Source organism: Mycobacterium sp. E183 (assembly GCF_001667735.1).
Classification (GTDB): domain Bacteria; phylum Actinomycetota; class Actinomycetes; order Mycobacteriales; family Mycobacteriaceae; genus Mycobacterium.
This window is the reverse complement of record NZ_LZJN01000130.1, coordinates 76,875-102,757: the sequence shown is the minus strand read 5'-3', so window position 1 is coordinate 102,757 and position 25,883 is coordinate 76,875. Positions and strand designations below refer to the sequence as shown.

General features: G+C 70.0%; 20 protein-coding genes. 12 read left to right on the top strand and 8 right to left on the bottom strand.

The window, feature by feature from the left end; translation table 11 throughout:
* Nucleotides 1-31: 31 nt before the first annotated feature.
* The 4 genes from galT to A5691_RS13725 all read left to right on the top strand — a co-directional run bounded on the left by galT (nt 32) and on the right by A5691_RS13725 (nt 3,320).
* Entirely contained in the window at nt 32-1,111 is a 1,080-nt protein-coding gene (galT, locus tag A5691_RS13735; RefSeq protein ID WP_197499233.1) for a galactose-1-phosphate uridylyltransferase, read from the top strand.
* Nucleotides 1,108-2,199, top strand: coding sequence for a galactokinase (locus A5691_RS13730; RefSeq protein ID WP_068016756.1), 1,092 nt, complete (start codon nt 1,108-1,110; stop codon nt 2,197-2,199). The genes galT and A5691_RS13730 overlap by 4 nt, the downstream gene beginning before the upstream one ends.
* Before the next feature lie 81 nt (nt 2,200-2,280).
* Entirely contained in the window at nt 2,281-2,655 is a 375-nt protein-coding gene (locus tag A5691_RS28645) for a hypothetical protein (protein WP_156670099.1), read from the top strand.
* On the top strand, nt 2,640-3,320 hold the full coding sequence (locus A5691_RS13725; protein WP_067754762.1) for a PAS and ANTAR domain-containing protein: 681 nt from the start codon (nt 2,640-2,642) through the stop codon (nt 3,318-3,320). The genes A5691_RS28645 and A5691_RS13725 overlap by 16 nt, the downstream gene beginning before the upstream one ends.
* 4 nt (nt 3,321-3,324) lie before the next feature.
* On the opposite strand, the gene A5691_RS13720 is transcribed toward A5691_RS13725, so the two are convergent.
* Both A5691_RS13720 and A5691_RS13715 read right to left on the bottom strand, forming a co-directional pair.
* Nucleotides 3,325-3,810: a hypothetical protein gene (locus tag A5691_RS13720; RefSeq protein WP_067754759.1), complete on the bottom strand. Its 486-nt coding sequence runs from the start codon at nt 3,808-3,810 to the stop codon at nt 3,325-3,327.
* A 61-nt stretch (nt 3,811-3,871) separates the two neighbouring features.
* Nucleotides 3,872-4,546 carry an LpqN/LpqT family lipoprotein gene (locus tag A5691_RS13715; RefSeq protein WP_067754756.1) on the bottom strand — a complete coding sequence of 225 codons (675 nt, stop codon included), beginning with the start codon at nt 4,544-4,546 and terminating at the stop codon, nt 3,872-3,874.
* 191 nt (nt 4,547-4,737) lie between these two features.
* Between A5691_RS13715 and A5691_RS13710 the strand changes: the two genes are divergently transcribed.
* Nucleotides 4,738-7,365 carry a GH92 family glycosyl hydrolase gene (locus A5691_RS13710; protein ID WP_068016753.1) on the top strand — a complete coding sequence of 876 codons (2,628 nt, stop codon included), beginning with the start codon at nt 4,738-4,740 and terminating at the stop codon, nt 7,363-7,365.
* Nucleotides 7,366-7,381: 16 nt separating this feature from the next.
* Here the strand turns inward: A5691_RS13710 and A5691_RS13705 are convergent, their stop codons facing one another.
* Complete coding sequence (locus tag A5691_RS13705) at nt 7,382-9,757, bottom strand: lysylphosphatidylglycerol synthase transmembrane domain-containing protein (protein WP_067754749.1); 2,376 nt, start codon at nt 9,755-9,757, stop codon at nt 7,382-7,384.
* Nucleotides 9,758-9,915: 158 nt separating this feature from the next.
* Between A5691_RS13705 and A5691_RS13700 the strand changes: the two genes are divergently transcribed.
* Together A5691_RS13700 and A5691_RS13695 are read left to right on the top strand one after the other, a co-directional pair.
* Nucleotides 9,916-10,863 (top strand): class I SAM-dependent methyltransferase, encoded by a 948-nt coding sequence (locus A5691_RS13700; protein WP_068016768.1) that lies wholly within the window; start codon nt 9,916-9,918, stop codon nt 10,861-10,863.
* 173 nt (nt 10,864-11,036) lie between these two features.
* Entirely contained in the window at nt 11,037-11,960 is a 924-nt protein-coding gene (locus A5691_RS13695; RefSeq protein ID WP_231972830.1) for an NAD(P)-dependent alcohol dehydrogenase, read from the top strand.
* 56 nt (nt 11,961-12,016) lie between these two features.
* On the opposite strand, the gene A5691_RS13690 is transcribed toward A5691_RS13695, so the two are convergent.
* Nucleotides 12,017-12,778: a TVP38/TMEM64 family protein gene (locus tag A5691_RS13690; RefSeq protein ID WP_068016750.1), complete on the bottom strand. Its 762-nt coding sequence runs from the start codon at nt 12,776-12,778 to the stop codon at nt 12,017-12,019.
* 88 nt (nt 12,779-12,866) lie between these two features.
* On the opposite strand from A5691_RS13690, the gene A5691_RS13685 reads away from it, so the two are divergent.
* The gene (locus A5691_RS13685; protein WP_068016747.1) at nt 12,867-13,985 is read left to right on the top strand and encodes a DUF2235 domain-containing protein; all 1,119 of its coding nucleotides are present in this window, start codon (nt 12,867-12,869) and stop codon (nt 13,983-13,985) included.
* A gap of 13 nt (nt 13,986-13,998) precedes the next feature.
* Nucleotides 13,999-14,559, top strand: coding sequence for a phospholipase D-like domain-containing protein (locus tag A5691_RS13680; protein ID WP_067783283.1), 561 nt, complete (start codon nt 13,999-14,001; stop codon nt 14,557-14,559).
* Nucleotides 14,560-14,572: 13 nt separating this feature from the next.
* On the opposite strand, the gene recD is transcribed toward A5691_RS13680, so the two are convergent.
* The 4 genes from recD to A5691_RS13660 are packed head-to-tail and all read right to left on the bottom strand — an operon-like array spanning nt 14,573 to nt 23,776.
* Nucleotides 14,573-16,282: an exodeoxyribonuclease V subunit alpha gene (recD, locus tag A5691_RS13675; RefSeq protein WP_068016744.1), complete on the bottom strand. Its 1,710-nt coding sequence runs from the start codon at nt 16,280-16,282 to the stop codon at nt 14,573-14,575.
* Nucleotides 16,279-19,596 carry an exodeoxyribonuclease V subunit beta gene (gene recB / locus A5691_RS13670; protein ID WP_068266646.1) on the bottom strand — a complete coding sequence of 1,106 codons (3,318 nt, stop codon included), beginning with the start codon at nt 19,594-19,596 and terminating at the stop codon, nt 16,279-16,281. Before recB ends, recD begins: the two co-directional genes overlap by 4 nt.
* A 1-nt stretch (nt 19,597) precedes the next feature.
* Entirely contained in the window at nt 19,598-22,870 is a 3,273-nt protein-coding gene (gene recC, locus A5691_RS13665) for an exodeoxyribonuclease V subunit gamma (protein ID WP_068018971.1), read from the bottom strand.
* Nucleotides 22,871-22,909: 39 nt separating this feature from the next.
* Nucleotides 22,910-23,776 carry a cyclopropane mycolic acid synthase family methyltransferase gene (locus tag A5691_RS13660; RefSeq protein WP_067757383.1) on the bottom strand — a complete coding sequence of 289 codons (867 nt, stop codon included), beginning with the start codon at nt 23,774-23,776 and terminating at the stop codon, nt 22,910-22,912.
* A gap of 179 nt (nt 23,777-23,955) precedes the next feature.
* On the opposite strand from A5691_RS13660, the gene A5691_RS13655 reads away from it, so the two are divergent.
* Genes A5691_RS13655 through cynS form a run of 3 tightly spaced genes read left to right on the top strand, consistent with a single transcriptional unit; the run spans nt 23,956 to nt 25,755 of the window.
* A complete protein-coding gene (locus A5691_RS13655) occupies nt 23,956-24,471 on the top strand; it encodes a nitroreductase family protein (RefSeq protein WP_068018973.1) in 516 nt (171 codons plus the stop codon).
* A gap of 25 nt (nt 24,472-24,496) precedes the next feature.
* Nucleotides 24,497-25,246, top strand: a complete 750-nt coding sequence (locus A5691_RS13650) for a class I SAM-dependent methyltransferase (protein ID WP_068018967.1) — start codon at nt 24,497-24,499, stop codon at nt 25,244-25,246.
* Nucleotides 25,247-25,299: 53 nt separating this feature from the next.
* Nucleotides 25,300-25,755: a cyanase gene (gene cynS, locus A5691_RS13645; RefSeq protein ID WP_068018965.1), complete on the top strand. Its 456-nt coding sequence runs from the start codon at nt 25,300-25,302 to the stop codon at nt 25,753-25,755.
* The last annotated feature ends 128 nt before the right edge of the window (nt 25,756-25,883 follow it).

Below are 25,883 nucleotides of genomic sequence, written 5' to 3'. Positions count from 1 at the left end.
CGAACTTCGGCACAAGCTAGTCTTCGACATCGTGACAGCGCCGACGCGGGCCAAGCTGGCCGACGGCCGTGACCTGCTCTTCTTCGCGCTGCCCGGGCACCGCCCGGCGCCGGTCGACGACCGCAGGCCGCTGCCTGCGCGCGACGGTCAGCGATCCGAGCTGCGGTTCGACCAGACGACGGGGCAGTGGGTGATCGTCGCGGCGCTGCGCCAAGACCGCACCTACAAGCCGCCCCCCGACCAGTGCCCGCTGTGCCCCGGCCCGACCGGGCTGACCAGTGAGGTGCCCGCGCCGGACTACGACGTCGTGGTCTTCGAGAACCGCTTCCCCAGCCTGTCCGGCTCGGGTCCGGCGCCCGCGCTCCCGGGTGCCGGCTTCGTGTGCGCTCCGGGGCACGGGCGCAGCGAGGTGATCTGCTTCTCCAGCGACCACACCGGCTCCTTCGCCGGGCTGGACGTCGCGCACGCCCGGCTGGTCATCGAGGCGTGGCGGCACCGCACCGGCGAACTGTTGGCCGCGCCGGGCATCGAGCAGGTGTTCTGCTTCGAGAACCGCGGCGAGGAAATCGGGGTGACGTTGACCCACCCGCACGGGCAGATCTACGGCTACCCGTATCTGACGCCGCGCACCGCCGCCATGCTGGGGCAGGCGCGCGAGCACCGAATGCGCCACGGCACCAACCTCTTCGGCGACCTACTGGCCGGCGAAATCGCCGACGGCAGCCGAATCGTCGCGCGCGATGACCTGTTCACCGCGTTCGTGCCCTTCGCGGCGCGGTGGCCGGTCGAGGTGCACATCTACCCGAACAGGTTCGTGCGCAACCTCACCGAACTCGGCGAGGACGAACGGGAGGGTTTCGCGCGGATCTACCTGGACATGCTGCGGCGATTCGACCGGATGTATTCCTCACCGCTGCCCTACATTTCGGCGTTGCACCAGTACGCCGACACCGACGCCCAGGCTGACGGCTACTTCCACGTCGAGTTGATGTCGATCCGGCGCAGCGCCACCAAGCTGAAGTACCTGGCGGCCTCCGAGTCGGCGATGGACGCGTTCATCAGCGATGTCACGCCCGAAAGCGTGGCTGAGCGGCTGCGTGAGCTCGGATGACCGTCCGCTACGCCGCCCCCGGGCGGGTCAACCTGATCGGCGAGCACACCGACTACAACCTGGGGTTCGCCTTGCCGATCGCGCTGCCGCAGCGCACGGTGGTGACGTTCAGGCCCGACGGCAGCGATGCCGTCACGGTGGGCAGTGACCGCGCGGACGGGTCGGTGCGGATCGCGCTCGACACCGTGCCCGGCGACGTGGCCGGCTGGGCCGCCTACGTCGCCGGGGTGGTGTGGGCACTGCGGCGCGCCGGCCACCCGGTGCCCGGCGGCGCGATGCGCATCACCAGCGACGTGGAGATGGGGTCGGGACTGTCGTCGTCGGCGGCGCTGGAGTGCGCGGCGCTGGGCGCGATCGCGGCGGCCGCCGGGGCACGCATCGACCGCATCGAGCAGGCGAGGCTGGCCCAGCGCGCCGAGAACGAGTACGTCGGCGCCCCAACGGGTTTGCTCGACCAGCTGGCGTCGCTGTTCGGCCGGCCGGCGACGGCGCTGCTGATCGACTTCCGCGATCTCACGGTCGAGCCGGTGGCCTTCGACCCGGACGCCGCCGGTGTCGCGCTGCTGTTGATCGACTCCCGTGCCCGCCACAGTCACGCCGGCGGCGACTACGCCGCGCGCCGCGCGTCGTGCGAGCGGGCGGCGGCGGAGCTCGGGGTGTCGTCGTTGCGCGAGATCGGCGTCCGCGGGCCCTCGGTCGTGGCCGCGGTCCGTGACCCCGTCGACGCCCGCCGGGCCCGCCACGTGCTGAGCGAGAATCAGCGGGTGCTCGACTGCGTAGCGGCCCTCCGCGACGCGGACTTCGGCGAAGCCGGGCGGATCTTCAACGCCTCGCACGCGTCCATGCGTGACGACTTCGAGATCACCACCCAACACATCGACCTGATCGCCGACACCGCGGTGGGGGCCGGCGCGCTGGGCGCGCGGATGACCGGCGGCGGGTTCGGCGGCTGCGTGATCGCGCTCGTGCCGGCCGACCGGACCGGCGCGGTCGGCGAGGCGGTGCGACGCGCGGTACGCGACGCCGGTTTCGAGCAACCGGTAATCGCACGGACCCGCGCCGCCGCCGGCGCGGGACCGTGGGATTGACCGAGCCCGCCCGACACGGCCCGTTCCGCACTTAGCGGCCATAGCTGTAACGCGCCCGCAGATAGCTGTAACGTAACGGCTATGCCGGGGATGACATGCGCGATGTGCGGGGCGGGTTTCTCGGCCCGGGCCGATGCCGTCTACTGCTCGCCGGCCTGCCGGCAGAAGGCCCATCGCGTTCGAGCGGCGCGCCGCACGGCCGCGCTGCGGGAAACCCTGCGGCGGCGCTCCGCGACCGGTGCGGGCGCGTATTCGGCCTCTACCCGGTCGCTGCAGCCTTCGGTCGCCAGCTCCATGCAGCGCTCGCGTCAGCAGCTCGACCGGGCGCGCGAACTATGCCGCGTGTCCGCGCTGCGGCTGCAGGAAAGCGACGCCATCCGGAAGGCGTCGCTCGAAGGGAGGGCGGGGTGGGCGGCAAAGTCGGAGACGGGGCGTGCGCTGTGGCGTGGGAACTAGACGGCCAGACGGCGGCGGTGGAGGAGGCCCTCGCCGGCGGCACGCCGCAGCGGGCCGGGTGGTTTCGCTTCTACTTCGAGGACCAGCGCTGGGAGTGGTCCGACTCCGTGTACCGGATGCACGGCTACGAACCCGGAACCGTCACCCCGACGACGGAGCTGGTGATCGCCCACAAGCACCCGGCCGACCGCAACCAGGTCGCCGCAACCATCAACGACATGGTCGAACACCGGCAGGCGTTCAGCACCAGGCACCGCATCGTGGACACTCGCGGCAACACCCACGACGTGGTCGTGGTGGGCGACCAATTCTGCGACAGCAACGGCGAGGTGATCGGCACCCACGGCTTCTACGTGGACGTCACCCCGGCGCGCAGCCGCAAGCGCGAGGAGAGCATCAGCGAGCAGGTGGCCGAGATCGCCGAGCGTCGCGGCGCCATCGACCGGACCAAGGGCATGTTGATGTTGGTTTACGGCGTCGACGAGCTGGCGGCGTTCAACCTACTCAAATCCCTGTCGCAGGTGCGCAACATGAAGCTGGGCGCGCTGGCCGAGCAAATCGCGAAGGACTTCTCGGAGTTGGGCAGGGAGGTCATCACGTCGCGCTCGCGGTTCGACCAGCGCCTGCTCACCGCGCACGATCGGGCCTTCGGCGCCGACAACTGAGCGGCTATCCCACCGGGATCAGGCGCACCGCTCCCAGGTGCATCCGGTCGACCGCCTCGGCGAACTCGTCGCGTGTCGGTATCCGGTGATCGCGGAACTTGAGCCCGATCATCCGCTGCGCGCGCTGGACGCCGTAGGACTCGGCGCAGCGCAGGAAGAGGTCGGACACCGTGGCCCGGTCGCGGATGAGCTCGCCGCGCATCGCGGTCGTCTTGCCGTCGTAGACGACCTGAGCGGGTGCGCCGTCGCGGAAGTTCTGCTTCCAGGGCGCGCCGGTCAGCGCGTAGAGCTGACCGTCAATCACATGGGCGCTCAACGGAATTGAGAACGGCCGGCCCGTTTTTCGCCCGGTGAAGCTCAGCACCATCAGCTGTTTGCGGGCGGGACCGGCCAGCGGGGTGCGCAACAGGAAACCCATCATCGGGTTGACGATGCGCATCAGCGCCGACGGGGGATGCCCGGCCTCTATCTGATGCGACTGCTCGGCCATGCGCTTACCGTAAGGCCAATCGGGCCCCCGGCCTAGGGCCGAGGGGCAGCACGGTCCTAGGTCACGGCGTGATCGTCGTCTGGTCGTCGATGATCTTCGTGACGTCCATCAGCGGGCCCTGATCGGCCTGCGGGCCCTCGGCGTTGAGTTGGAGCACGTAGACGGCGCCCTGGCTGGGGATCACCACCGTCTTCTGGGCGATGACACGGGTGGCGCCGTCCTTCTGATAGGTGCCCCCGATTTGCCACGCCTGGAAACCGCCGAGCGTCGACGCGCTGCCGTCGCCGCTGCCGTCGAACCCGGGCAGGTTCTGCACCTCGCCCGGCGCGTACTGGATGACCTTCGCCGGGTCGACGTTGCCCGACAGCCGGGAGAACAGCGCCGAGACGGTGGGCGCGTCGGCGGGGTTACTGGGCTGGGTCATGACGATGCCGCCATATGACGTGCCCGCGTTCTGGTTGAGCTGCCAGCCGTTGGGCACCGGCAGGTCGACGTTCGGGCCGGGATCGCCGTGATGGACGGGGGTCTCCGTGATGTGGTTGTCCTTCACGTAGTCGGCGATGGTGTATTTGGCTTTGGCGGCCGGTGCCGCGCTGGTCGCCGACGACGTGGTGGATGTCGAGGCGGATGTGGTCGTCGATGTCGTCGATTGATTGCCGGATTTGTGGTCACCGCCGCAACCGACGAGCGCCAAACTCAGCGCCACGGAAATGGTTGCTGTCGTCAAATGTTTCATCGATCCAATCTCCCGAAAATTGGGGCCGGTACCAGCGCCGGCCACGCCGAGACGACAGTAGCCGAAATGGCACCCGCGTTTGCCGATATTTATTTGAACTTTGGGCGCCGCCGTGATCGTCGAAGCAAATCGTTATCCAATTCGGTTGGAAAACGCCCACTCAATACACAGTTGTCCAGTAAGAGACAGGTATGCGGGCACGAAGGACCATCGTCGCGATTCTCGCGGCGTCGGTCGTCTTCATGGCGTTCATCGCTGCCGCGCCGCCGATGGCCTATGACGGCGAGCCCACATTGGTGGCCAGCCCGGTCGACCACGTCGCCACGCTCATCGGCACCGGGACGGGCGGCCGGACGGTGGGGGAGATCAACAACTTCCCGGGCGCCACCGTGCCGTTCGGAATGGTGCAGTACTCACCGGACACGGTGGGCAACTACGCCGGTTACAACTACGACAACCCGCGCGCGAGCGGGTTCAGCATGACCCACGCCTCGGTCGGCTGCGCGGCGTTCGGTGACATCTCGATGTTGCCGACCGGCAACGGAATTGGCATGCAACCCTGGAAGTCCTGGGAGCGGATCGCCCACGACGACACCGAACAGGGTGTGCCGGGCTATTACACGGTGCGGTTTCCGGATACCGGGGTGAAGGCCGAACTCACCGCCACGACGCGCACCGGCGTCGGCCGGTTCAGCTACCCGCACAACGGCCGCCCCGCCCTGCTTCAGGTGCGATCCGGCGCATCGCTGGCCGGCAACTCCCGCGCAACCATTCAGATCGGCGAGGACAACACGACGATCACGGGCTGGGCCACCAGTGGCGGATTCTGCGGCAAGAACAACACGTACACGGTCTATTTCGCGATGAAGTTCAGCCAGCCGTTCACCGCCTACGGCGCATGGGATGGCTTCGCGGTTTACCCCGGCGCCCGCAGCGCGAATTCCCCGTACAGCGGCGGATACGTGCAGTTCCCGCCCGGCTCGGTGCTAGAGGTGCGTACCGCGATCTCCTACGTCGGCGTCGACGGGGCGCGGGCGAATTTGGCGGCCGAGGGCGGCGCAAGTTTCGACGACGTGCGCGCCGCGGCGTCGCGGGAATGGAATGCCAGCCTGTCACGCATCGCCGTCGCCGGCCGCAATGTCGACGACCTGGACACGTTCTACACCTCGCTGTACCGATCCCTCTTGCACCCCAACACCTTCAACGACGCCGACGGCCGATACGTCGGGTTCGACGGCGCCGTGCACACCGTGGCCGCGGGGCGGACGCAGTATGCCAACTTCTCCGACTGGGACACCTACCGCTGCCTCGCGGCGTTGCAGGCGCTCCTCTTTCCAGACCGGGCCGGCGACATGGCCCAATCGCTGGTGAACGACGCCGAGCAGAGCGGCGCGCTGCCGCGCTGGGCGTTCGCCAACGCCGCGACCGCGGAGATGAGCGGCGACAACGTCGTGCCGCTCATCGTGAACCTCCACGCGTTCGGGGCCGAGAACTTCGACACCCGAACGGCGCTGCGCTACATGGTGAATGCGGCGACGAAAGGCGGGGTCGGGCTGAACAAATACGTGGAGCGGCCGGGCATCGCCACCTACCTGGAGCGCGGCTACGCACCCTTCACGCAGGAATTCGGCCTCGACGGCTGGATCGCCGACGCGTCGATCACGCTGGAATGGTCGGTCGACGACTTCGCCATCTCGCGATTCGCCGACTCGCTCGGCGAGGACGCCACGGCCGCCGAATTCCAAGCCCGGTCGCAGTATTGGCAGAACCTGTTCAACCCGAGCACCGGTTACGTCTCACCGCGCAGCTGGACCGGATTCTTCCGCGACGGCCCGGGTTTCGTCGAGCCCCAGTCGAGTTTCGGCCAGATCGGCTACGACGAGGGCAACGCCGCGCAGTACGTCTGGTGGGTGCCGCACAACGTGGCCGGCCTGGTGACCGCGCTCGGCGGCCGTGACGCGGTGGCCGCGCGCCTCGACGCCTTCACCGAGAGACTCAACGTCGGGCCCAACGAGCCCTACCTGTGGGCCGGCAACGAACCGGGCTTCGGGGTGCCGTGGCTGTACAACTACATCGGTCAGCCGTGGAAGGCGCAACACACGGTCGACCGGGTGCGGGGCCTGTTCGGCCCGACGCCGGACGGCGAGCCCGGCAACGACGACCTCGGCGCGATGGCCAGTTGGTATGTCTGGGCGGCGCTGGGGCTCTACCCGAGCACACCCGGAACGGCGATCCTCACCGTCGGCGCACCGCTTTTCGACCGCGCGGTGATCGCGCTCCCGCACGGCAAAGCCATCCGGATCTCGGCGCCCGGCGCGTCCGGACCGTACCACCTCAGGTACATCAGCGGCCTGCGCGTCGACGGTCGCGCCACCGACAACACGTGGCTGCCCGAGTCGTTCGTCCGCACGGGGGGCGAACTGGCGTTCTCGCTGGGCGCTTACCCCGACAAGCATTGGGGTACAAGCGAATCGGCGGCGCCCCCGTCCTTCGGCGCGGGTGGTTCGGCGGTGACCGTCAACGTCGCCAACCCGGTGGTCACGATCGCGCCGGGGAGCACGGGCACGGTGAGACTCGACGCGCAACGGATGGCCGGCGACGGGGGTTACACGGTCACCGGCGCCGCCTCGGACCGCGGGATCACCGTGACGCCCACGGCTGGCCAATTCTCCGCCGACGGGTCGGCGACCGTCGACGTTCCGATCGCGGTCGCACGGTCGGTGCCCGAGGAGTACTACCTGGTCAACCTGACTTCCAGGGTCGGCGAAAGCGCCCGCACGTCAACGATTCTCGTGGTCGTGCAGGCAGGGAGCGAGTGAGCGCGCTCAGCGCCCGTTAGATCATCTCGTTCTTGGTCAGCCAGCGCATCACGGGCCAGCCGACAAACACGGGCAGCCAGCAGGTGAGCACCCGGTACAGCAGCACGGACGGCACCCCGACGGCCGCCGGAACGCCGAAGGCGGCCAGGCCACCGATCAGCGCCGCTTCGACGGCGCCGACGCCGCCGGGTGTCGGCGCGGCGGAGGCCAGTGTCCCGCCGACCATTGTGACCACGGTGACGGTGACGAACGTCGTGCCGCCGCCGAACGCTTCGACGCTGGCCCACAGCGCCAGCGCCGCGCCGAGAGTCGTTCCCGCGCAACCGAGCAGGATCAGCGCCAGTCGCCGCGGCTCGCGGGCCAGCTTCACCAGATCGCCGGTCACCTCGTTCAGCTTCGGGCGCACCTCGGTGGCCAGCCAGCGCCGCGACTTCGGCACGAACAGCAAGGTGCCGACGATGCCGAGTGCCACGCCCCCGATCAGGTACAGCATCGTGGCGCTCGGCACGAAGTGCGACAGGTGCATCGACGCGCCCGCGACCACGCTGAAGAAGATCAAGAGCAAGAGGTGCACGATCACCTGCACGGCCTGCTGCAGCGCGACCGCCGCGGTGGCTCGCATCGCCGACAGGCCGCTCTTTTGCAGATACCGGGTGGACAGCGCGAGCCCGCCGACGCCGGCTGGCGTGGTGGTCGCGGCAAAGGTGTTGGCCACCTGGACGAATGACAGCCGCCAATAGTTGACCGTCCCGTCGGTGCAGGCCCATAGGGCCGCGGCCGCGCCGAGGTACGTCAGCGCCGACACCGCCAAGCCGAGCAGCGCGTACCACCAGTTGGCGGACCTCAGCTGGGAGAAGAACGTGGGCGCGGTGCTGATGAAGGGATAGGCGACGTACACCAGCGCGCCGAAGAGCACCAGCTGGATGAGCTGGCTGCGGGTGAACCGGGTGATGGTCTCGGTCTTGATCTGGTCGGCCCCGGTCTGGCGCTTCACCTCCGCGCGGGCCGCCGAGATGACGGCGCCCGCATTCGGGACGGACCTCCGAATGAGCCGCGGCACAGCCACTTTCGTCAACCGACGCGACGCGCTCAGGATGGTGTCCCTGTCGAACGCGTCGATGGCCGCGGCCACCGCCGATTTGGGGTCATACAGGGCGGAGGTGGTCACCAGCAGCTGCGCGATGTCGGATTGCAGTTGGGCCTCGCTGGCACCGTATTCGGCGTTGTGGAAGCCACCGAAGCGCACCGTGCCCTCATCGAAGGTGATCTCGTTGGCGCGCAGGTCGCCGTGGGCGATCTGCTGGTCGTTGAGCCTGCGCAGCGACCTCCACACCCGGTCCACGGGGGTCGACTGTGCGCACCGACCGAGCGGCAGGCCGTGGGGTGGCTTGTGCGAGTACAGAATCCAGCCTCGGTCGAGGGTGGCGACGGCGATCGTCGAGGTGTTCGCCAGGTCCACCTCCCCGATGGCGATCGTCATCAGGGCGCGGTGCTCGACGGCGCGGCGCATCGAGGTCACCAGCGGCGCGGTCTCGGTGTCGCGCAGCCGCAGCTTTATCCAGAGCTGCCTTAGTGCGCCGCCACTGCGCTGATGCGGTCCGTACAACTCGACGACCGCGGCGCCGTCTGGCTCCGCACAGCCGGCCGAGAGGACGAGCGGGCCGCGGCCGGCCGGGCGGACCACGGTGAGCCGGGTGACCACGAACCCGCGCCTTGCCATCGCGCGGACCGCGGCCTCGAGCGGCACCTCGAGCGCGGGGGTCCCGACCACGAGCACCACCAGCGAGCCGACCAGCCACCCGACCGCCAGGCCCAGCAGGGCGCGCGCCGGCACGATGGCGCTGACCACCAGGTGGATCGGCACGAAGGCCAGCAGCAGCGCCCACCACCAGTGCCGCCACCGCGCGGGCAGCCACGGCCCCGAGACGGTCAGCACCGCCGCCAGCATGCCGATCCAGCGCGGGTCGTCGAGGAACTGGCCCAGCACGGTCTGCAGCCGCTCGGAGAGGTCGAAGTGCCAGCGGGGCGCCGAAAACCCGTTGCCGCCGATCGACAGCGGTAGCGCCGCGAGCACCGCGGCGGCCGCGTACGCCCCGAGCAGCTTCCACTGCCGGCCGACGACCAGGCCGATCAGGATCATGAACGGCAGGGCCAGGATCGCCACGCCGTACGCGAGGTACACCAAATCGGACTGCCGCGGGGAGAGCACGCCGACGATCTGCGAGATCGACTTCTCCAGCGCGTCCCACTGCGGCCGGGTGATCAGCGAACTCGTGATCACCACGGCGAGGAAGGTCGCGCTCGCCGCGAGCCGCAGTATGTCGTTGGTGCGGCGGGTCAGCGGCTGCAGCAAGCTGCCGGAAACGATGACCTCGCGCCCGTCGACTCGCATGGTGTAACGATCCTTCGGATCCGTTCGGCGCCGCAAACAATTGCCGCTTGCCGGCTCGCCGACAACTTAACCGGATAGCCGGTTACGCGATAGCTCCCACCCATCCGGCGCGCGTACGGTCGAGTATGTAGGCGAACTATCGATTCGAGGGGATGCGCGTGGCCAGGACGGAGAACGACAGCTGGGAGATCACCGAGAGCGTGGGGGCCACCGCACTGGGCGTGGCGTCGGCGCGGGCCGCGGAGACGCGAAGCGACAACCCGTTGATCCGGGACCCGTTCGCGCAGGTCTTCCTCGACGCCGCCGGCGACGGGGTGTGGAACTGGCATTCGGCACCGCAGCTACCGGACGAACTCATCGAGGCCGAACCCGAATTGCCGCTGCAGATGCAGGCGATGGTCGGCTACATGGCCTCGCGGACGGCGTTTTTCGACGAGTTCTTCCTCGCCGCGACGCGCGCCGGCATTCGTCAGGCGGTGATCCTGGCCGCGGGCCTGGACGCGCGGGCTTGGCGGCTGTCCTGGCCGGACGGGACGACGACCTACGAGCTGGATCAGCCCCGGGTGCTGGACTTCAAATTGTCGACGCTGACCGAACACGGGGCAGAGCCCGCGTGCAACCGGATCGCCGTCCCGGTCGACCTGCGCCACTATTGGCCGACGGCCTTGCGCGACGCGGGTTTTGACCCGTCGGCGCCCAGTGTGTGGTCCGCCGAGGGGCTGATGCCCTACCTGCCGGCCACCGCCCAGGAGCTGCTGTTCGACCGCGTGCACGCGCTCACCGCCCCCGGCAGCCGGGTGGCCGTGGAGGCGCTCGGACCGAAGTTCCTCGACCCCGAGTTCCGCGCCAAGCGTCGCGAGCGGATGGACCGGGTCCGCGCACTGATGGCGCGCGTCGACCCGGACCGGCAGGTGCCGAGGACCGACGAGCTGTGGTACTTCGAGGAGCGCGAGGACGTCGGCGACTGGTTCCGCCGCCACGGCTGGAGCGTGACGGTCACGCCGGCCGACGAGCTGATGGCCGGCTACGGGCGCACGGCGGCCAAGGAGGTCGCGGATGCGGTGCCGGGCAACCTGTTCGTGGCCGCGGAGCGCCCGCAGAGCTAGAGCAGGGCGCGGCATCCGCGGTAGTGGATCGCGCGCTCACGTGGTCACGCCCTAGCGCACCGCCCCAGGTAAGGAGCGCCCCGATGCGGGTATACCGATTCGACAACTCACGTGGACTCGACGGTCTGGAGATGAGTGACGAGCCCATCCCCGCCCCGCAACGCGGTGAACTGTTGCTCAAGATCCGGGCGGTGTCACTGAACTATCGCGACATCGCGATCCCGCTGGGGCGCTACGTGCGCGACAGCAAGTCCGGTCTCGTGCCGTGCAGCGACGCTGCCGCCGAAGTGGCCGAGGCCGGTGAAGGCGTTGACGACTACCACCCGGGCGACCGCGTCATGAGCATATTCCAGCCCAGGTGGTTCGGCGGCCCGCTACCGGCGACGGCGAACTCCGACAGCTACGGCAGCGGGCAAGATGGCTGGCTCACCGAATACAAAGTGGTATCGCGGGAATCGGTGGTAGCCACGCCGGACGCCTTGACCGACGAACAGGCAGCGACACTGCCCTGCGCGGCTGTCACCGCCTGGAATGCGCTGGGCGGCCCCACGCCGATCCGCGCCGGCCAGACTGTGTTGACCCTCGGTTCGGGCGGTGTCTCCGTCTTCGCCCTTCAACTGGCCAAACTGCTGGGTGCTCGGGTCATCGCGACGACGTCGAGCCTCGAGAAAGCACGGGCCCTGACGGCGTTGGGGGCCGACGATGTCATCAACTACCGCGACCACCCGCAGTGGAGTGAGCGGGTCCGCGCCCTGACCGACGGCCGAGGCGTCGATCGCGTCGTCGAAGTCGGCGGCCCAGCCACCATCGACCAGTCTTTACGGGCGGTCGCGATTGGCGGAGAGGTGACGCTGATTGGCTTCCTCAGTGAAGCCAACCCCGGCATCGACTACTTCCTCCTCAAGGGCGCCGGCGCGACAACCCGGTCGATCACGGTCGGGGACCGCGGCGATACGCAGGAACTGGTGCGCGCAGTCGGCGCCACGGGAATGCAGCCGGTGATCGACCGGGTTTTCGAATTCGATGATGCCGCAGCGGCGTTCAACCGAATCGCGGAAGGCGCGCACCTCGGGAAGATCGTCATCCGAGTGGGCTGACCAGCGTCGGGGGTTGCCTCGCTGCCTCGAGCCGCTCACCACCGCGACGCTGTCATCTACCGGTGGCGGCCGGACCGCTGAGGTGCATCGTCGTCGCCGCCCTCTCCTTGGGCGCCGCGCGCGTGGGCGCGCCACCGTTGAAATCCGCGGCGCGCGGCGAACGCGCCGACGATCGCCGACACGCACCACACCGCGATCGCCGCGTACGCCAACGGCGACGATCGGTTGCCGATCGACGCGCCCAGCGCGGTGTAGACGAACGCGCGCGGCACGGAACCGACGAACGAGCCAATGACCATCTGCCACAAGGGCACCCCGAACGCCCCGAAGACATACGACGCGAGCGCATCGGAGATGCCCGGGACGAATCGCTGGCCGACGACCGCCCACAGCCCGCGCCGCTCGATAAGCGCGTCGATGCGGTCGGTGCGTTTGGTGCCCAGCAGCGCCCGGGCGCTGTCGCGCCCGGCCCGCCGGCCGATGAGGCTCGCGACGATCGCGGTGCCTACCGTCGCGCCGAGCGTCACGAAGATGCCGAGGAGGGGGCCGAACAGCAGTCCGCTGGCCGCGGCCAGGATCGAGCCCGGCACGAACAGCGCGCCGAGCACGGCCGACGCCAGCACGTAGGCCAGCGGCGCGGCCGGCCCCGTCGCGGAGACCACGCGTCGCACGTCGTCCACGTGGATGACGCGCGCGATGGCCACCAGGTAGAACATCAGGAGCAGGAAGGCGACGAACACGCCGAGGCGCACGATGTGGACGCGCCGGGATGCGGGTGCCGGTGCCGGCGCGGAGTCGTCGTCGTTGTTGTTGTCCATGCTGACCGCGATTCTTCCGCACCGTGCGCGGCCGTCGTAGAGTGCCACACATCAGGGAGTCGCATACCTGTGAGAGGCGTTCTTCGAGATGTCCGAGCACCCTGAGCGACCGCGCGGCAAGCGGATCGTCGTCTGCCTCGACGGCACCGCCAACCAGATCGGGGCCGGCAACCTCACCAATGTCGCCAAGCTGTTCGAGATGTTGGACAAGGACGATCCGGCCGCCCAACTCGCCTACTACGACCCCGGCGTCGGCACGCTGGCGCCCGCATCGGCGCACTCGTCGCTGTCGCGCACAATCGACCTGCTGGTCGAGAAGGCGTTCGGCCTGGGCCTGAAAGGCAATGTGGCGCAGGCGTACCGGTACGTGATGCAGCACTGGCGCCCGGGCGACGCGCTCTACATCTTCGGCTTCAGCCGCGGCGCCTACACCGCGCGCGCGTTGGCCGGCATGCTGCTGCGGCCGGGGTTGCTGCGGCCCGGTTCGGAGAACCTGCTGCCGTACGCGGTCGAAAAGTACGCCATCAACCGATATTTCACCGAGGACGAGTACGCCCACTGGGCCGAGTTCGCCCGCGCGTTCTGCTGGCGCACCGAGGGCGAGCCGCTGTTTTCGACTGTGCGGCAGAACAGCCCAAATCAGGTCTGGCACCACGCGGTGCCGGTCGCCTACCTCGGCCTGTGGGACACCGTGAAGGCGGCCGGCTTCCTGCGGTTCGGCAACCTGCGCTGGCCCTACACCCGCTCGCTGCCCAACGTCGCGCGCATCCGCCACGCCGTCTCGATCGACGAACGTCGCCGGCCCTATCGCGAATACCTTGTCGAACGCCATCCGCTGGGGCTGGAGGAACGCTGGTTCGCCGGCGTGCACGCCGACGTCGGCGGAACGTTCATGCCCGATCACCGGCTCGCCACGATCGCGCTGAAGTGGGTCACCGACGGAATCGCCGGCGAACTCGCGATCGACGCAGCGGCCTACCGGCAGCAGTGCGCGGTGACCGAAGACTTCGCGGACGCGCCGATCCACCACAACGGCAAGCTCTGGTACCTGGTCGGCTGCCGGCGCCGGCCGATGGGTCCCGACGCGCTGGTGCATCCGAGCGTGCTGGTGCGCCGTCGCGACAACCCCGGCTACTTACCGAACCTGACCGAGGAGGCGCAACGGCTCAGCGCCGACCCGGCCGACTGGACGTCTCCCGCGATGTAAAGGAGAAACCGCCATGGCACTGCGTTCGCTCACCGAGTTGGACCAATACAAAGCCGCGCCGTTCCCGCCCGGCTACCCCGACGACACGCGAACCTTCTACAGCCCGGTCGACCAGGTGCACGAGGCGCTCAAGGCCCTGCTGACGTCGGCCAACAAAAGCATCGTGGTGGCGATGTACGGCTACGATGACGCCGAACTGAATTCGGTGCTGCAGTCGGCGCTGAAGGACGAAAAGATGTACGTGCAAATGAGTCTCGACTCCACCCAGGCCGCGGGGAAGTCCGAGCGGGCTCTGCTGGCCCCGTGGCTCAATGACAAGATCGGCAACAGCATCGCCATCGGGCACAGCGAAAAGTCGGCGATCATGCATTTGAAGATGGTGATCATCGACGGCGTCGACGTCATCACCGGTTCGACCAACTGGTCCACCGGCGGAGAATCCAAGCAGGACAACCAACTCACCGTGATCCGCGACCCGTATGTCTGCGCGGAGGCCCGTTCGCGGATCGACATCATCCACGACGTGATGCTCAAGCAGATGGCCGCCGGCGCGCAATCCGGAGGCGCGCACTAGGGCGACGCCGCACTCAGGACGACTGCAGCCGCTGGGCCAGCCCGCTCGCGCGCACCGCCCGGCGGTCGATGGCCGCCCGCACCGACGCCTCGGTGCCGGCCACCCGGACCTTGGCCTTCGCCCGGGTCACGGCCGTGTAGAACAACTCCCGGGTCAGCAGCCGCGAATCCTCCGGCGGCATCAGCACCGTCACCTCGCCGGCCTGGCTGCCCTGGCTCTTGTGGATCGTCATGGCGTGCATGGTCTCGATGTCCGTGAGCCGGCTGGTCGCGAAGCTCAACGTTCCGGTGGCGCCGGCGATGACCGCCCGCAACCCGTCGTCGCCGACCACGACCACCCCGGTGTCGCCGTTGTAGACCTTGAGCCCATAGTCGTTGGCGGTCACCAACAATGGCCGGCCCGCATACCACGCGGACGACGGTTGCTGACCAGTCTCCTCCGCGAGCCAGCGCTCTACCTGCCGGTTCCAGTGCGACACTCCGTAGGGGCCGCGCCGGTGCGCGCACAACAGCCGGTGCTCGTCGAGTGACGCCAGCGCCGCCCCGGTGGCGCCGAGGACGGCGGCCTGCCGCACCCGCAGCGCGTGCGATACCAGCACCGGGCGCAGCCGGTCGGCCGGCCCGTCGGAATCGAGCCACTCGACGTGCTCGCCGCCGGCCCGCAGCAGCCCCATCACGCGGTCCGCGTCGCCGACCCGGATCGCCTCGGCCAGCGCGCCGATCGACTCGCCGAATCGATGCGGTGTGCGCAGCGCCGCCACCCGCACGTCGGCTCGCGCCGTCAGCCCGTCCACCAGGTCGGCCAGCACGGCGCCGGCCTCCACCGAGGCCAGCTGGTCGGGGTCGCCCACCAGGATCAGCCGCGTATCGGGCCGCACCGCCTCCAGCAGCCGGGCCATCATCGTCAGCGACACCATCGACGTCTCGTCCACGACGATCACGTCGTGCGGGAGCCGGTTGCCGCGATTGTGCTTGAACCGCACCGACGTATCCGGCCGCGAACCCAGCAGCCGGTGCAGCGTCGTCGCCGGCAGCCCGGCCAGCCGGCCCCGGTCCGCCGCGTCCAGCCTCTGCACCTCGGCGGCGACCGCCTCGGCGAGCCGCGCCGCGGCCTTGCCCGTCGGTGCGGCCAGCGCGATTCGGGGCCGCGGCAACCCGGCGCTCTCGGCCTGCGCGGCGAGCAGCGCCAGCAACCGCGCCACCGTCGTGGTCTTGCCCGTCCCGGGGCCCCCCGTAAGCACCGTAACCGCTTGCGAGACAGCTATTTCCGCGGCCGCACGCTGTTCCTCGTAACCCGGGGGGAAAAGCCGATCCAAGTCCGGGGCGTCGCCCCTTACCCCGGGCATGGAGAGCGCGAGCAGGTCGGCGCACACCTGCTGTTCCTCGAGCCAGTACCGGTCCAGGTACAGAAGTTCACCGAACAGCCGCAGCACCGGCGGGGACCCGAGCAGCGGGCTGGCGCGCACGGCGGCCATCCAGGCGGCCGGGTCGGGCCACGGCAGGTCGGCGGCGCCGACTTGCGCCGCCACCGCCCGCAGGTCCACGCACACCGAACCGCTGCGGAGCGCCCGCACCAGCAGCGCGACCGCCAGCGCAACCCGTTCGTCGGGCTCGCCCGCGAGCGCCGTAAGCCGCTGCGCCACATGGACGTCGGCGGCCTCGAACACGCCGGCGTCGGTGTACGTCCGCAGCAGGCCCTCGGCGGTGATCGCCTCCAGCGTCACGCGACCGCCCTCCCATCGAGCAGGTCCGACAGCTCGGCTGTCAACGAGGCGGGCGGCCGCCAGCTGAACACTCCCGACGGATGACCGCCGACCACGGGGGTGGCCGCGCCGCACATTCCGCGCACGAACAGGTACAGGACACCGCCGAGATGCGCCTCGGGGTCGTATCCCGGCACGCGCCACCGCAGGAACCGGTGCAGCACAACGCTGTACAGCAGCGCCTGCAGCGGATAATCCGAATGCAGCATCGCCTCGACCAAGCGCGGCCGGTCGTAGTCGGCGGACGTCAACGGCCGGTCGGGGTCGCCGAGCCAGTTGGTCTTGTAGTCGACCACCAGGTAGCGGTGCCCCCCGCCGTCGGGCACCCGCAACACGGCGTCGACCGAACCGGTCAGATAGCCGCGCAACGGCTGGTCGCCGAGCGGGGGGCTGGCCAGGCGGTCGGCATAGGACGCCAGCGCGTCATCGGCCGGTAGGTGCGCACGCAACAACGCGGCCGTGTCCGCCAGCCGGATCTCGGGTGCGGTGGAACGCAGATCGCCACCGGCGAGCGGGAATTCGAAGTCCAGCTCGCGCAGTCGGTCCGAGAGCCCGATGCGCCGCAGCGTCAGGTCGTCGGCCAGCGGTCCCAGCGGCGTGTCATGCATGGGCACCATGGCCGCCGCGAGCTCGTCGGCGGGCACGTCGACCGGCCACCACACCGAGTGGGTGCGGATGTGCGCCTCGAGCTCGGCGGCCAGATCGGTGGCCAGCGGGTCGGCCGTCTCGAGCACGGCGTGCACCAGCGTGCCGAACTTCGCGCCCATCGGCAGGTCCGCCATCGGCGACGGCACCTGGCGCCCGGACGCGTTCTGCGCCAACGGTATTTCGCCGGCCTCGTCGTCCAGCTCGGTGACCTCCGGCTCGCTGCTGACGCCCGCGGCCGCGGAGTTTTCCGCGACCCGGATGAGGCCGGAGTAGGAGGTGCGCCGCCACCCGGTGTCAATGGCGCGGTGAAAGTGGCGGCTGTCGAGGTCGGCCGGCACCGGCGCCGGCGGCACGGACGGCGCGGCGGCCACCACCGACCGCTCGATCACCGGGCCGCCCGCCGCCTCCCATTCGCGCAAGCGGTCCAGGGCGTCGTCGTCGGGGATCTTCGCCGGCTCGCATCGGTCGGGCACGCACGGCTCTGAAGGCCGCCGGCCGCGCAGCAGCCGCGACAGCCCGCCGTTGGGTTCGTCGAACGCCGGCGACCACCACGCGACGACCTGCGACTGGGCCCGGGTCAGGGCCACATAGGTCAAGCGGCTGTCGTCGCTGGCGTCCTCCTTGCGGCCGAGTACCTCGACGGCCTTGAAGTCCGGGCTGTCCTTGCCGCCGATGTGCAGGCAGCGCACGCCGGCGTCGTGGAACAACACCACGTCGCGGTCCTGGGTGTTGCGGTTGAACGCGAACGGCAGATACACGATCGGGTATTGCAGGCCCTTGCTGACGAACACCGTCATGATCTGCACCGCGGCCGCATCGCTGTCCAGGCGCCGGTTGCGTTCGGGCGCACCGGCGCGTTCCTCGCGCTGCCTGCGCAGCCAGTCGCGCAGCGCCGGCAGGCTCGAGCGCTCGCGGTGGGCGACGTCCTGCAGCAGCTGCGCGACGTGCGCCAGGTCGGTCATGTGGCGTTCGCCGCCGCGGGCGGCCAGCACCCGGTCGGCCATCCCCGAAAGCTGCGCGGCCTCGAAGATGGCGGCGACGCCGCGCTCGCGCGCGTGGCCGGCCCACTCCCGCAGGGTTTCCGCGACCCGGTCGGTCAGCGCGTCACCGCCGGCCGCCAACGATTGCGCGGTCTCGCCGAAGAACATGGTGGCCGCCGCGGCGCGCACCATTCCCGGGCGGTGCGGCTGGTCGAACGCCTCCAGCAGGCAGAGCCAGTCTTCGGCCGCGTCCGAGCCGAAAACGTCGGAGTCGCCGGTGTACACCGCCGGCACGCCCGCGTCGCACAACGCCTTGAAGCAGGCGGCCGCGTCCTTGTGCTTCTCCACGATCACGGCGATGTCGCGGGCCTGCAGCGGCCTGCCCGCGAACGTCGCGCCGGCCGCCAGCAGGGCGCGGATGTCGGCGGCCAGGTCGGCGCCGATGTGGGCTCGCAGCTCGTCGATGGGCAGGTTCTGAATCCCGCTGCGCCCCAGGGTCGCTCGCTGGACCACCCGCAACCGGAACGGGTCGTTGTGCGGGGCGCCGGCGAGCCGGTGGCCCCGATGGTAGGCGTCGACGTCGTCCACGACGATCGCGGGATCGCCGAGTTGGGCGCCCCGCAGCACCACCTGCAGGCGCTCGACGAGCGCCGCGTCGCTGCGCCAATTGGTGGCCAGCGTCCTCTTCTCGCCCGCCGTCTCGGCCGCCCGCAGATAGGTCACGATGTCGCCGCCACGAAACGCGTAGATGGCCTGCTTGGGATCACCGATCAGGATCAGCGTGGAGCGCCCGCTGAACGCGCGGTCGATCACCTGCCACTGCACCGGGTCGGTGTCCTGGAACTCGTCGACCATCACGATGGGCCAGCGGTGGTGCATGCGCACCCGCGCGGGGGAATCGTCGGTGGCCAGCGCGTCGGCGAGCCGGCTCAGCAGGTCGTCGTAGTCCAGGACGCCCAGCCGGCGCTTGCGGGTGTCCAGTTCGGCCAGAACGTCTTTCGCGAACGTCACGCAGACGGCGGCCCGCGATCCGGGTTCGGGGTTCAGCGGCCGCAGCTGCGTCGACGGGTTCTTGACGACCTCGCGCGCCAGGCGCAGCGCCTCGCGATAGGCCAGCGCCGGATCGTCGCGCTCGCGCCCGAAGTGGGCGAGGTACAGATCGTCGACGATCTCGACGATCAACTCGTCGACGCTTTCCAGCAGCGTGACGTTCGCGGCGGTGTCGCCGGCCACGCCCAGTGACTTCAACACCAGCTGGCAGAACTGGTGGGTGGTGGCGATGGTCGCCGCGTCGAAGCCCGCCAGCCCGTCGCGGAGCCGCTGCCTGCGCGCTGCGCGTTCCTCGTCGGTGCCGTCGAGCAGGTATGTCACCAACTGGTTGTCCCCGGCGGCCGACGGGTCGTCGAAAGCCGCCACCGCGGCGACGATTTGGCCGCGGACCCGTTCACGCAACTCCTGGCTGGCGGCCCGGCCGAACGTGATCAACAGCATCTGGTCCAGCGTCGCGGCGCCCTCGGCGAGGTAGCGGGTCACCAGGCCGGCCAGCGCGAACGTCTTGCCGGTGCCCGCGCTGGCCTGCAGCACCGTGGTCGACCGATCGGCGGGCAGCGGGCCGAGCAGATCGAAGCGCTCTGTCACCTGCCCCATCTCAGGGCTTCCTTTCGGCCCGCAGCATCGGCAGCCAGACCCGCGCGGCGTAGGCGCCCAACCGGGTGTCTTCGCCGTCGAACTCCTCACCCGGCCGCACGGGCCGCATCAGATCGGACAGCCGGGTGTTCTTGCCCCAGGCCCGCAGGTGCGCCGGCTCCTCGTGCTCGTACTTCCACCGGTACTGCGCCTCGCGCAGCGGATCGTCGCCGCAGTGCCGCGCGGCCGCCCACGCGTAGGACGTCTTGATGGGCAACGGAATCGGCTCCCGGCGGCCCGCGTCGTAGACCGCCACCAGCTCGCGCAGCAGTGTCAGGGCGTCGTCGCGCGGCCGTCCCAACCCCTCGACCCGCGGGGTGGTGCCCCGCTTCAGGCGGCCGACGCACACCGCCGACCAGTCCCGGCCCGGGTCGTGAGCGATCAAGGCCAGCAACGGGATCCACGCCTCGAGCAGGTGCTTGCCGTCCAGCTTGGAGTATGTCACCGACACCAGTCGCTCGCCGTACACCGGTGACACCGTGCCCGTGAGCCTGCGCCCGGAGCCGAGATCGACGTCGACGTCATACGCCCGGGCGTCGGCCCCCCGGTATTGCTGCGCTTTGGCCGCCAGCAGCGCGGCCTGGTCGCGGACTTCCGTCGCGGTGCGCCAGCCCAGTTGGCCGGGCGGCAGCGTGCCCCGCCGCCACTCGGCCTGCCGGGCATCGTCCGGCGTCCACCCGCGCAGGATGTCGCCCAGCATCCGGTCGCCGACGGTCCACTCCTCAAGGGCGTCGAGGTCGACGGGCATCGCGTCTTGCACGCCGTCGACGTCCCGCGGCAGGGTGAAGTCCAGCGCGCGGAAGAAGCCCTTGACCGGATCCTTGAAGAAGCCGACGAGGTCGGCCAGGATGACGTCGTCGGCGGGCGGTGGCGGCAGCGGTCCCGCGATGAACCGGGGTGCCTCGCCCCGCTCGCCCGCGGCGACCCTGGCCGCCCGCAACACGGTCGGGTCGAAGCTGAAGGGCACCGTCGGCACCAGCCTGCCCGGGATGACGTTGCGAATGTCGAAGGGCTGCAACGGATGTTCGACCAGGATGCGCCCGCGAATCTTCTCGCCCGACACCGTCATGTCCAGCGTGTCCAGCAGTTCGGCCAGCGGCACCGCCGGTGGGCGCGGCTGGCCCGAGTACTCGTTGGCGCCGGTGTAGGTGATCACCAGCTTGTCGGTGGCCGCGCCGACCGCGTCGAGCAGCAATTGCCGATCCTCGGAGCGGATGTCGCGTTCGCCGGTCATCGGGTCGCGCGCCAGCGCGTCGTCGCCGTCGACGACGCCGAGCCGGGGGAACACCCCGTCGTCGAGGCCGACCAGGCACACCACCCGGTGCGGCACGGAGCGCATCGGGACCATCGTGCACACCGTCAGCGTGCCGGTGCGGAAGTTGGCGCGCGTCGGGCGCCCCGCCAGGCGTCCCTGCAGCAGCGCCCGGATGTCGGGCAGCCGCAGCGGTGTGTCGGCCCGCGGCCCGGCGTCGGCCAGCGTCGAAGCGAATTCCCGTTGCATCTGGCCGGTCTGCCACAGGTCCGCGTCGTCGACACGGGTCAACAGCTCGATCCCGTCGGCCAGCGCGGCCAGCCAGTCGCGCAACGGCCTGGTGCCGGTGAGCGAGTCGACCACGCGCTGCAGCCGCGACACGAATTCGGCGAGCTGGCCGGCCGATTGGACGCGGTTGCTGCTGACGTCGTCCAGGGGCAGTGTGGCGTCGATCCAAGCGTGCGAGTCGTCGGACATCGCGACGCCGGCCAGCACCCGGTCGATGCCGAAACGCCAAGTGTTGTGTACGAAGTCGACGTGGTAGGGCCGTCGGTGCTCCTGGTCGAACCCCCACCGGATGTTGGCCTGGCGGACCCAGCGGGTGATGGCCTCCAGGTCGTCGTCGGTGAAACCGAAGCGGGCCCGCACCGGCGCGGCCTCGGCGAAGTCGAGCACCTCGCTGGCGGTCACCCGGCTGCCCGCCAGCGCCAGCAATTGCGAGGCGACGCCGAGCAGCGGATTGGTTTGCAGCGGTGAGCGATCCGCGAGCCGCACCCGCAACCGGTGCGCGGGATGCGCGCCGCGCACCACGTCGCCGAGCCCGAAGTCGGCGACGATCAGCGGCGCGTACGTCTCGATGTCCGGACACATCACCAGGATGTCGCGCGGCTCCAGTGTCGGGTCGTCCTGCAGCAGGCCGAGCAGGACCTCGCGCAGGACGTCGACCTGGCGCGCCGGACCGTGACAGTTGTGCACCTGCACCGATCGGTCGTCGTCGGCGAGCGTACGCCCTTGTGGCCGAACGGCATTCGCGGCGATGTCGGACTGCAGCCAGCCGAGCAGCGTGTCGGGCCGCTCCGGCGCGGGCAGGTATTCGTCGGTGTGCGGGTCGGGGGGCAGGCCGCGTTGCAGCTCGCGCAGGTCGCGCCCGAGCGTCGCCAGCAGGGGATGGTTCACGCTGCGGTGGCCGGTGTCGGCGCGCCGCGGGATCGCCCCCCGGGCGCCGGCCAGCGCGCGCCACAGTTCGTCGCTGGGATGCGGCAGCCACAGGTGCAGGTCATGGTGGGTGGACAACGCGTCCAGCAGCTCCACGTCGGTGCACGCCAACCGGGTGTGCCCGAACAGCGACAGCCGCCCCGGCAGGTCGGCCGGGCCCCCGCGGAGCCGGGTCACGGCCCGCTGATGGCGGACGTGCGGGGGATCGGCGGGCACCGCGTCCACCAGCGCCCGCCAGAGCTCGGGCTGCCAGGCCAGGTCGGGGTCTAGGTCGCCCCGCTCGCCGGCCAGCCAATCGGCGAGCAGCCCCGGACGCTGCCTGGCGTACGAGGCGAACAGGCCGGCCAGCCGGCGCGCCACCGAGTATCTGCGCCCGCGGCGCAGCTCGGCCTCCGCCTCCGTCGACGCGAAGTGACCCAGATGCGTTGCCAGCGTGCGGCACCACGGCTCGTCCAGCGAGCAGTCGATCACGGCCAGCAGCGGCCACGCCATCGCGTCGGGCGACCACGGGTCCTCGTCGGCGGTGCCGGTGAGTTCGGCGATCAGGGACGCCGGGCTGCGGAACGCCACCCCGGCGCACACCCCGTCACCGCCGCGGGCGCGGCCGAGCACATGTGACAGCCGCTGGCTGAGCCAGCGTTCGACGCCGCGCGCCGGCACCAGCACCAGTTCCTCGGTGAAGGGGTCGGTCGGCGGGTCGGCCAGCAGGGCGCCGAGGCCGTCGGCAAGGAGGTCGGTGCGCTCGGCGCGGTGGAGATGAAGCGACATCGCGGTGCCACGATAGCCCCGGACACCGACACGAGTGGGTTACTTGGCCAGCGTGAACTGATTGATGTCGATGTAGCCGTCCCGGAATGCCTTGGCGCAACCGGTCAGGTACCTCATGTATCGCTGGTAGACCTCTTCGGACTGGATCGCGACCGCCTCGCTGTGGCGGGCTTCCAGCGCCGCCGCCCACAGGTCGAGGGTGCGGGCGTAGTGCAGCTGCAGCGACTGCCTGCGGGCCAGGTTGAACCCCATCTTCGAGGCGTGGAACTCCACCATCTCGATCGGCGGCAGCTGGCCGCCCGGGAAGATCTCGGTGGCGATGAAGTTGTTGAAGCTGGTCTGCTCCTCGGTCATCGGCAGGCCGTGCTCGACGATCTGCTCCGGCGTCAGCATGGTGATCGTGTGCAGCAGCATCACCCCGTCGTCGGGCAGGACGCGGTAGGCCTTCTGGAAGAAGTCGTCGTAGCGGTCGTAGCCGAAGTGCTCGAACGCGCCGATGGAGACGATCCGGTCGACGGGCTCGTCGAACTGTTCCCAGCCCTGCAGCAGCACCCGCCTGCTGTGCGTGGTGTCCATCGCGTCGAACAGCTTCTGCACGTGGGCGGCCTGGTGCTCGGACAGCGTCAGGCCGATGACGTCCACGTCGTATTTCTCGATCGCGCGGCGCATCGTGCCGCCCCAGCCACAGCCGACGTCCAGCAGGGTCATCCCGGGCCGCAACCCCAGCTTGCCCAGGGCCAGGTCCATCTTGCGCAGCTGCGCCTCTTCCAGCGGGATGTCGCGCATGCGGTCGAAGTATGCGCAGCTGTAGGTCATCGTGGGGTCGAGGAAAAGCCGGAAGAAGTCGTCGGAGAGGTCATAGTGTGCCTGGACGTCTTCGAAATGCGGCGTCAGGTTCTCAGTCATGCCGGCTACGCGCCTTTCTGCATCCGGGGCCATTCAGCTGTACACGAGCGCGCGGCGCAGCTGGTTCACCATGGCTTCCCGAATGGGCCGGAATAAAACTTCGGCGTGCCCGTACGCGGGGAATTCCGACGACGTTACCCCTGTTTACCGGGGGTCAGGTGGAAAACGAGGAGGGATACATGGAGGCTTGGGACGCGATACGCGCCCGGCGCAACGTCCGGCAGTACCGGCCGGAGGCGGTTTCCGAGGAGGACCTGAACCGCATCGCCGAGGCCGGCTGGCGCGCGCCGTCGGCGAAGAACCGGCAACCGTGGGACTTCGTGATCGTCACCGACCGGGCGCAGCTGCAGGAGCTGTCGACCGTCTGGCAGGGGGCCGGTCACATCGCCGCCGCCGCGGCCGCGATCGCGATCGTCGTGCCCGTTCCGCCCGATGAGCGCCGGGTGATCACCGACAACTACGACGTCGGCCAGGCCACGATGGCGATGATGATCGCGGCCACGGACCTGGGGATCGGGGCGGGCCACTCGTCGGTGGGGGACCAGGAGAAGGCGCGCGCCATCCTGGGCGTCCCCGGGGACCGGCTGGTCGCCTTTCTGCTCGGCGTCGGGTATCCCGCCGACCGTCCGCTCACCCCGATCCGCAAGCCGAACCGGCGCCCCTTCGCCGAGGTGGTCCACCACGGGCGTTGGTGAGGCAAGCCGCCGTAGGCTCGTCACCGTGCACGACCACCGGGGCGACTACGGAATCGACGGCTCGTTTCACACCCTCTCCGTGCGCTTGCAGGCGATCGGTCTGGCCGCCCAAACCGCCGCGCTGGCCGGGTGGGCCGCGCTGAGCTGGGCGCGCGGCAAGCGGCTGACCGCCGCGCTGGCGGCGACGTCGGCGGCCGGAATCGCTTCGAGCGCAACCCTTTACGTTTACGCCACGCGGGTGGGCAAGTTCGTGGTGTGGGCGCGGGTGCTCGACGAGCTTCGGCTTACGGGCGACGAAACGGTGCTCGACCTCGGTTGCGGACGGGGGGCGGTGCTGCTGGCCGCGGCGAAGCGGTTGCCGCGGGGCCGCGCGATCGGGGTCGATCTGTGGCATGCCGACCAGACCGACAACTCCCCGGAGGCGACCCTGGCCAACGCGGCGTTGGAGAGCGTCGCCGATCGCGTCGAGGTGCGCACCGCCGACATGACCGCCCTGCCGTTCGCCGACGCGAGCGTCGACGTGATCGTCAGCAACCTAGCCATCCACAACATTCCGACGCGCGCGGGCCGGCGCAAGGCCCTCGACGAGGCGGTTCGGGTGCTGCGCCCGGGTGGCCGGCTGGCGATCGCGGACCTCTGGGAGACCCGTCAGCACGCCGCGCACCTACGGGAGCTGGGTTGGCGAAACGTGCGTCGCCGCAACCTCGGATGGCGCATGTACTACGGCGGTCCGTGGTTCGCCACCCGGTTGGTCACCGCGACGAAGCCGGCGTGAGCGCCGGCGGTCCCGGAGGTACGCGCCCCCGGTCCCGGGCATGCTTGGGGGCTATGAACAGATATGAGATCACTGAGCAGATCGTCCTGGCGCGGCTGAGGCGCGGCCTGACGTGGCAGCAGCTGGCCGACGCCATCGGCAGGCCGGTGGTATGGACCACCGCGGCGCTGCTGGGTCAACACCCCATTCCCCCCGAGCCGGCCCGGGTTCTCGTGGAGAAGCTCGGACTGGACGAGTCGGTGGTACCCGTGCTGGCGGCGCCGCCGATGCGTGGCGGGCTGCCGACCGCGGTGCCGACCGACCCGACCATCTACCGCTTCTACGAGGCCCTGCAGGTCTACGGCGGCGCCATCAAGGAGCTGATCCACGAACAGTTCGGCGACGGCATCATGAGCGCGATCAACTTCAGCGTCGACCTGCAGAAGAAGCCGCACCCGTCCGGTGATCGCGTCGTGGTGACCCTTGACGGGAAATTCCTTCCCTATCAATGGGTTTCGGCGGCGAACTGAATAACGCTTGCGACCGAACCGGTAGACCCGGCGCTTTCCGGTGGCGGCGCGGAACCGGTGAAGTGACGACGCTTCGCGCGCGTGTCACACTGGCGTCGAGGAGGCGAAGGGAACGCGGTGGCGGCCAG

Bases quoted from the DNA above. Each gene is read 5' to 3' on its own strand.
- A5691_RS13730 (WP_068016756.1), top strand. From the start codon at position 1,108: ATGACCGTCCGCTACGCCGCCCCCGGGCGGGTCAACCTGATCGGCGAG.
- A5691_RS28645 (WP_156670099.1), top strand. From the start codon at position 2,281: ATGCCGGGGATGACATGCGCGATGTGCGGGGCGGGTTTCTCGGCCCGG.
- A5691_RS13720 (WP_067754759.1), bottom strand. From the start codon at position 3,810: ATGGCCGAGCAGTCGCATCAGATAGAGGCCGGGCATCCCCCGTCGGCG.
- A5691_RS13715 (WP_067754756.1), bottom strand. From the start codon at position 4,546: ATGAAACATTTGACGACAGCAACCATTTCCGTGGCGCTGAGTTTGGCG.
- A5691_RS13710 (WP_068016753.1), top strand. From the start codon at position 4,738: ATGCGGGCACGAAGGACCATCGTCGCGATTCTCGCGGCGTCGGTCGTC.
- A5691_RS13705 (WP_067754749.1), bottom strand. From the start codon at position 9,757: ATGCGAGTCGACGGGCGCGAGGTCATCGTTTCCGGCAGCTTGCTGCAG.
- A5691_RS13690 (WP_068016750.1), bottom strand. From the start codon at position 12,778: ATGGACAACAACAACGACGACGACTCCGCGCCGGCACCGGCACCCGCA.
- A5691_RS13685 (WP_068016747.1), top strand. From the start codon at position 12,867: ATGTCCGAGCACCCTGAGCGACCGCGCGGCAAGCGGATCGTCGTCTGC.
- A5691_RS13680 (WP_067783283.1), top strand. From the start codon at position 13,999: ATGGCACTGCGTTCGCTCACCGAGTTGGACCAATACAAAGCCGCGCCG.
- recB (WP_068266646.1), bottom strand. From the start codon at position 19,596: ATGGGGCAGGTGACAGAGCGCTTCGATCTGCTCGGCCCGCTGCCCGCC.
- recC (WP_068018971.1), bottom strand. From the start codon at position 22,870: ATGTCGCTTCATCTCCACCGCGCCGAGCGCACCGACCTCCTTGCCGAC.
- A5691_RS13660 (WP_067757383.1), bottom strand. From the start codon at position 23,776: ATGACTGAGAACCTGACGCCGCATTTCGAAGACGTCCAGGCACACTAT.
- A5691_RS13655 (WP_068018973.1), top strand. From the start codon at position 23,956: ATGGAGGCTTGGGACGCGATACGCGCCCGGCGCAACGTCCGGCAGTAC.
- cynS (WP_068018965.1), top strand. From the start codon at position 25,300: ATGAACAGATATGAGATCACTGAGCAGATCGTCCTGGCGCGGCTGAGG.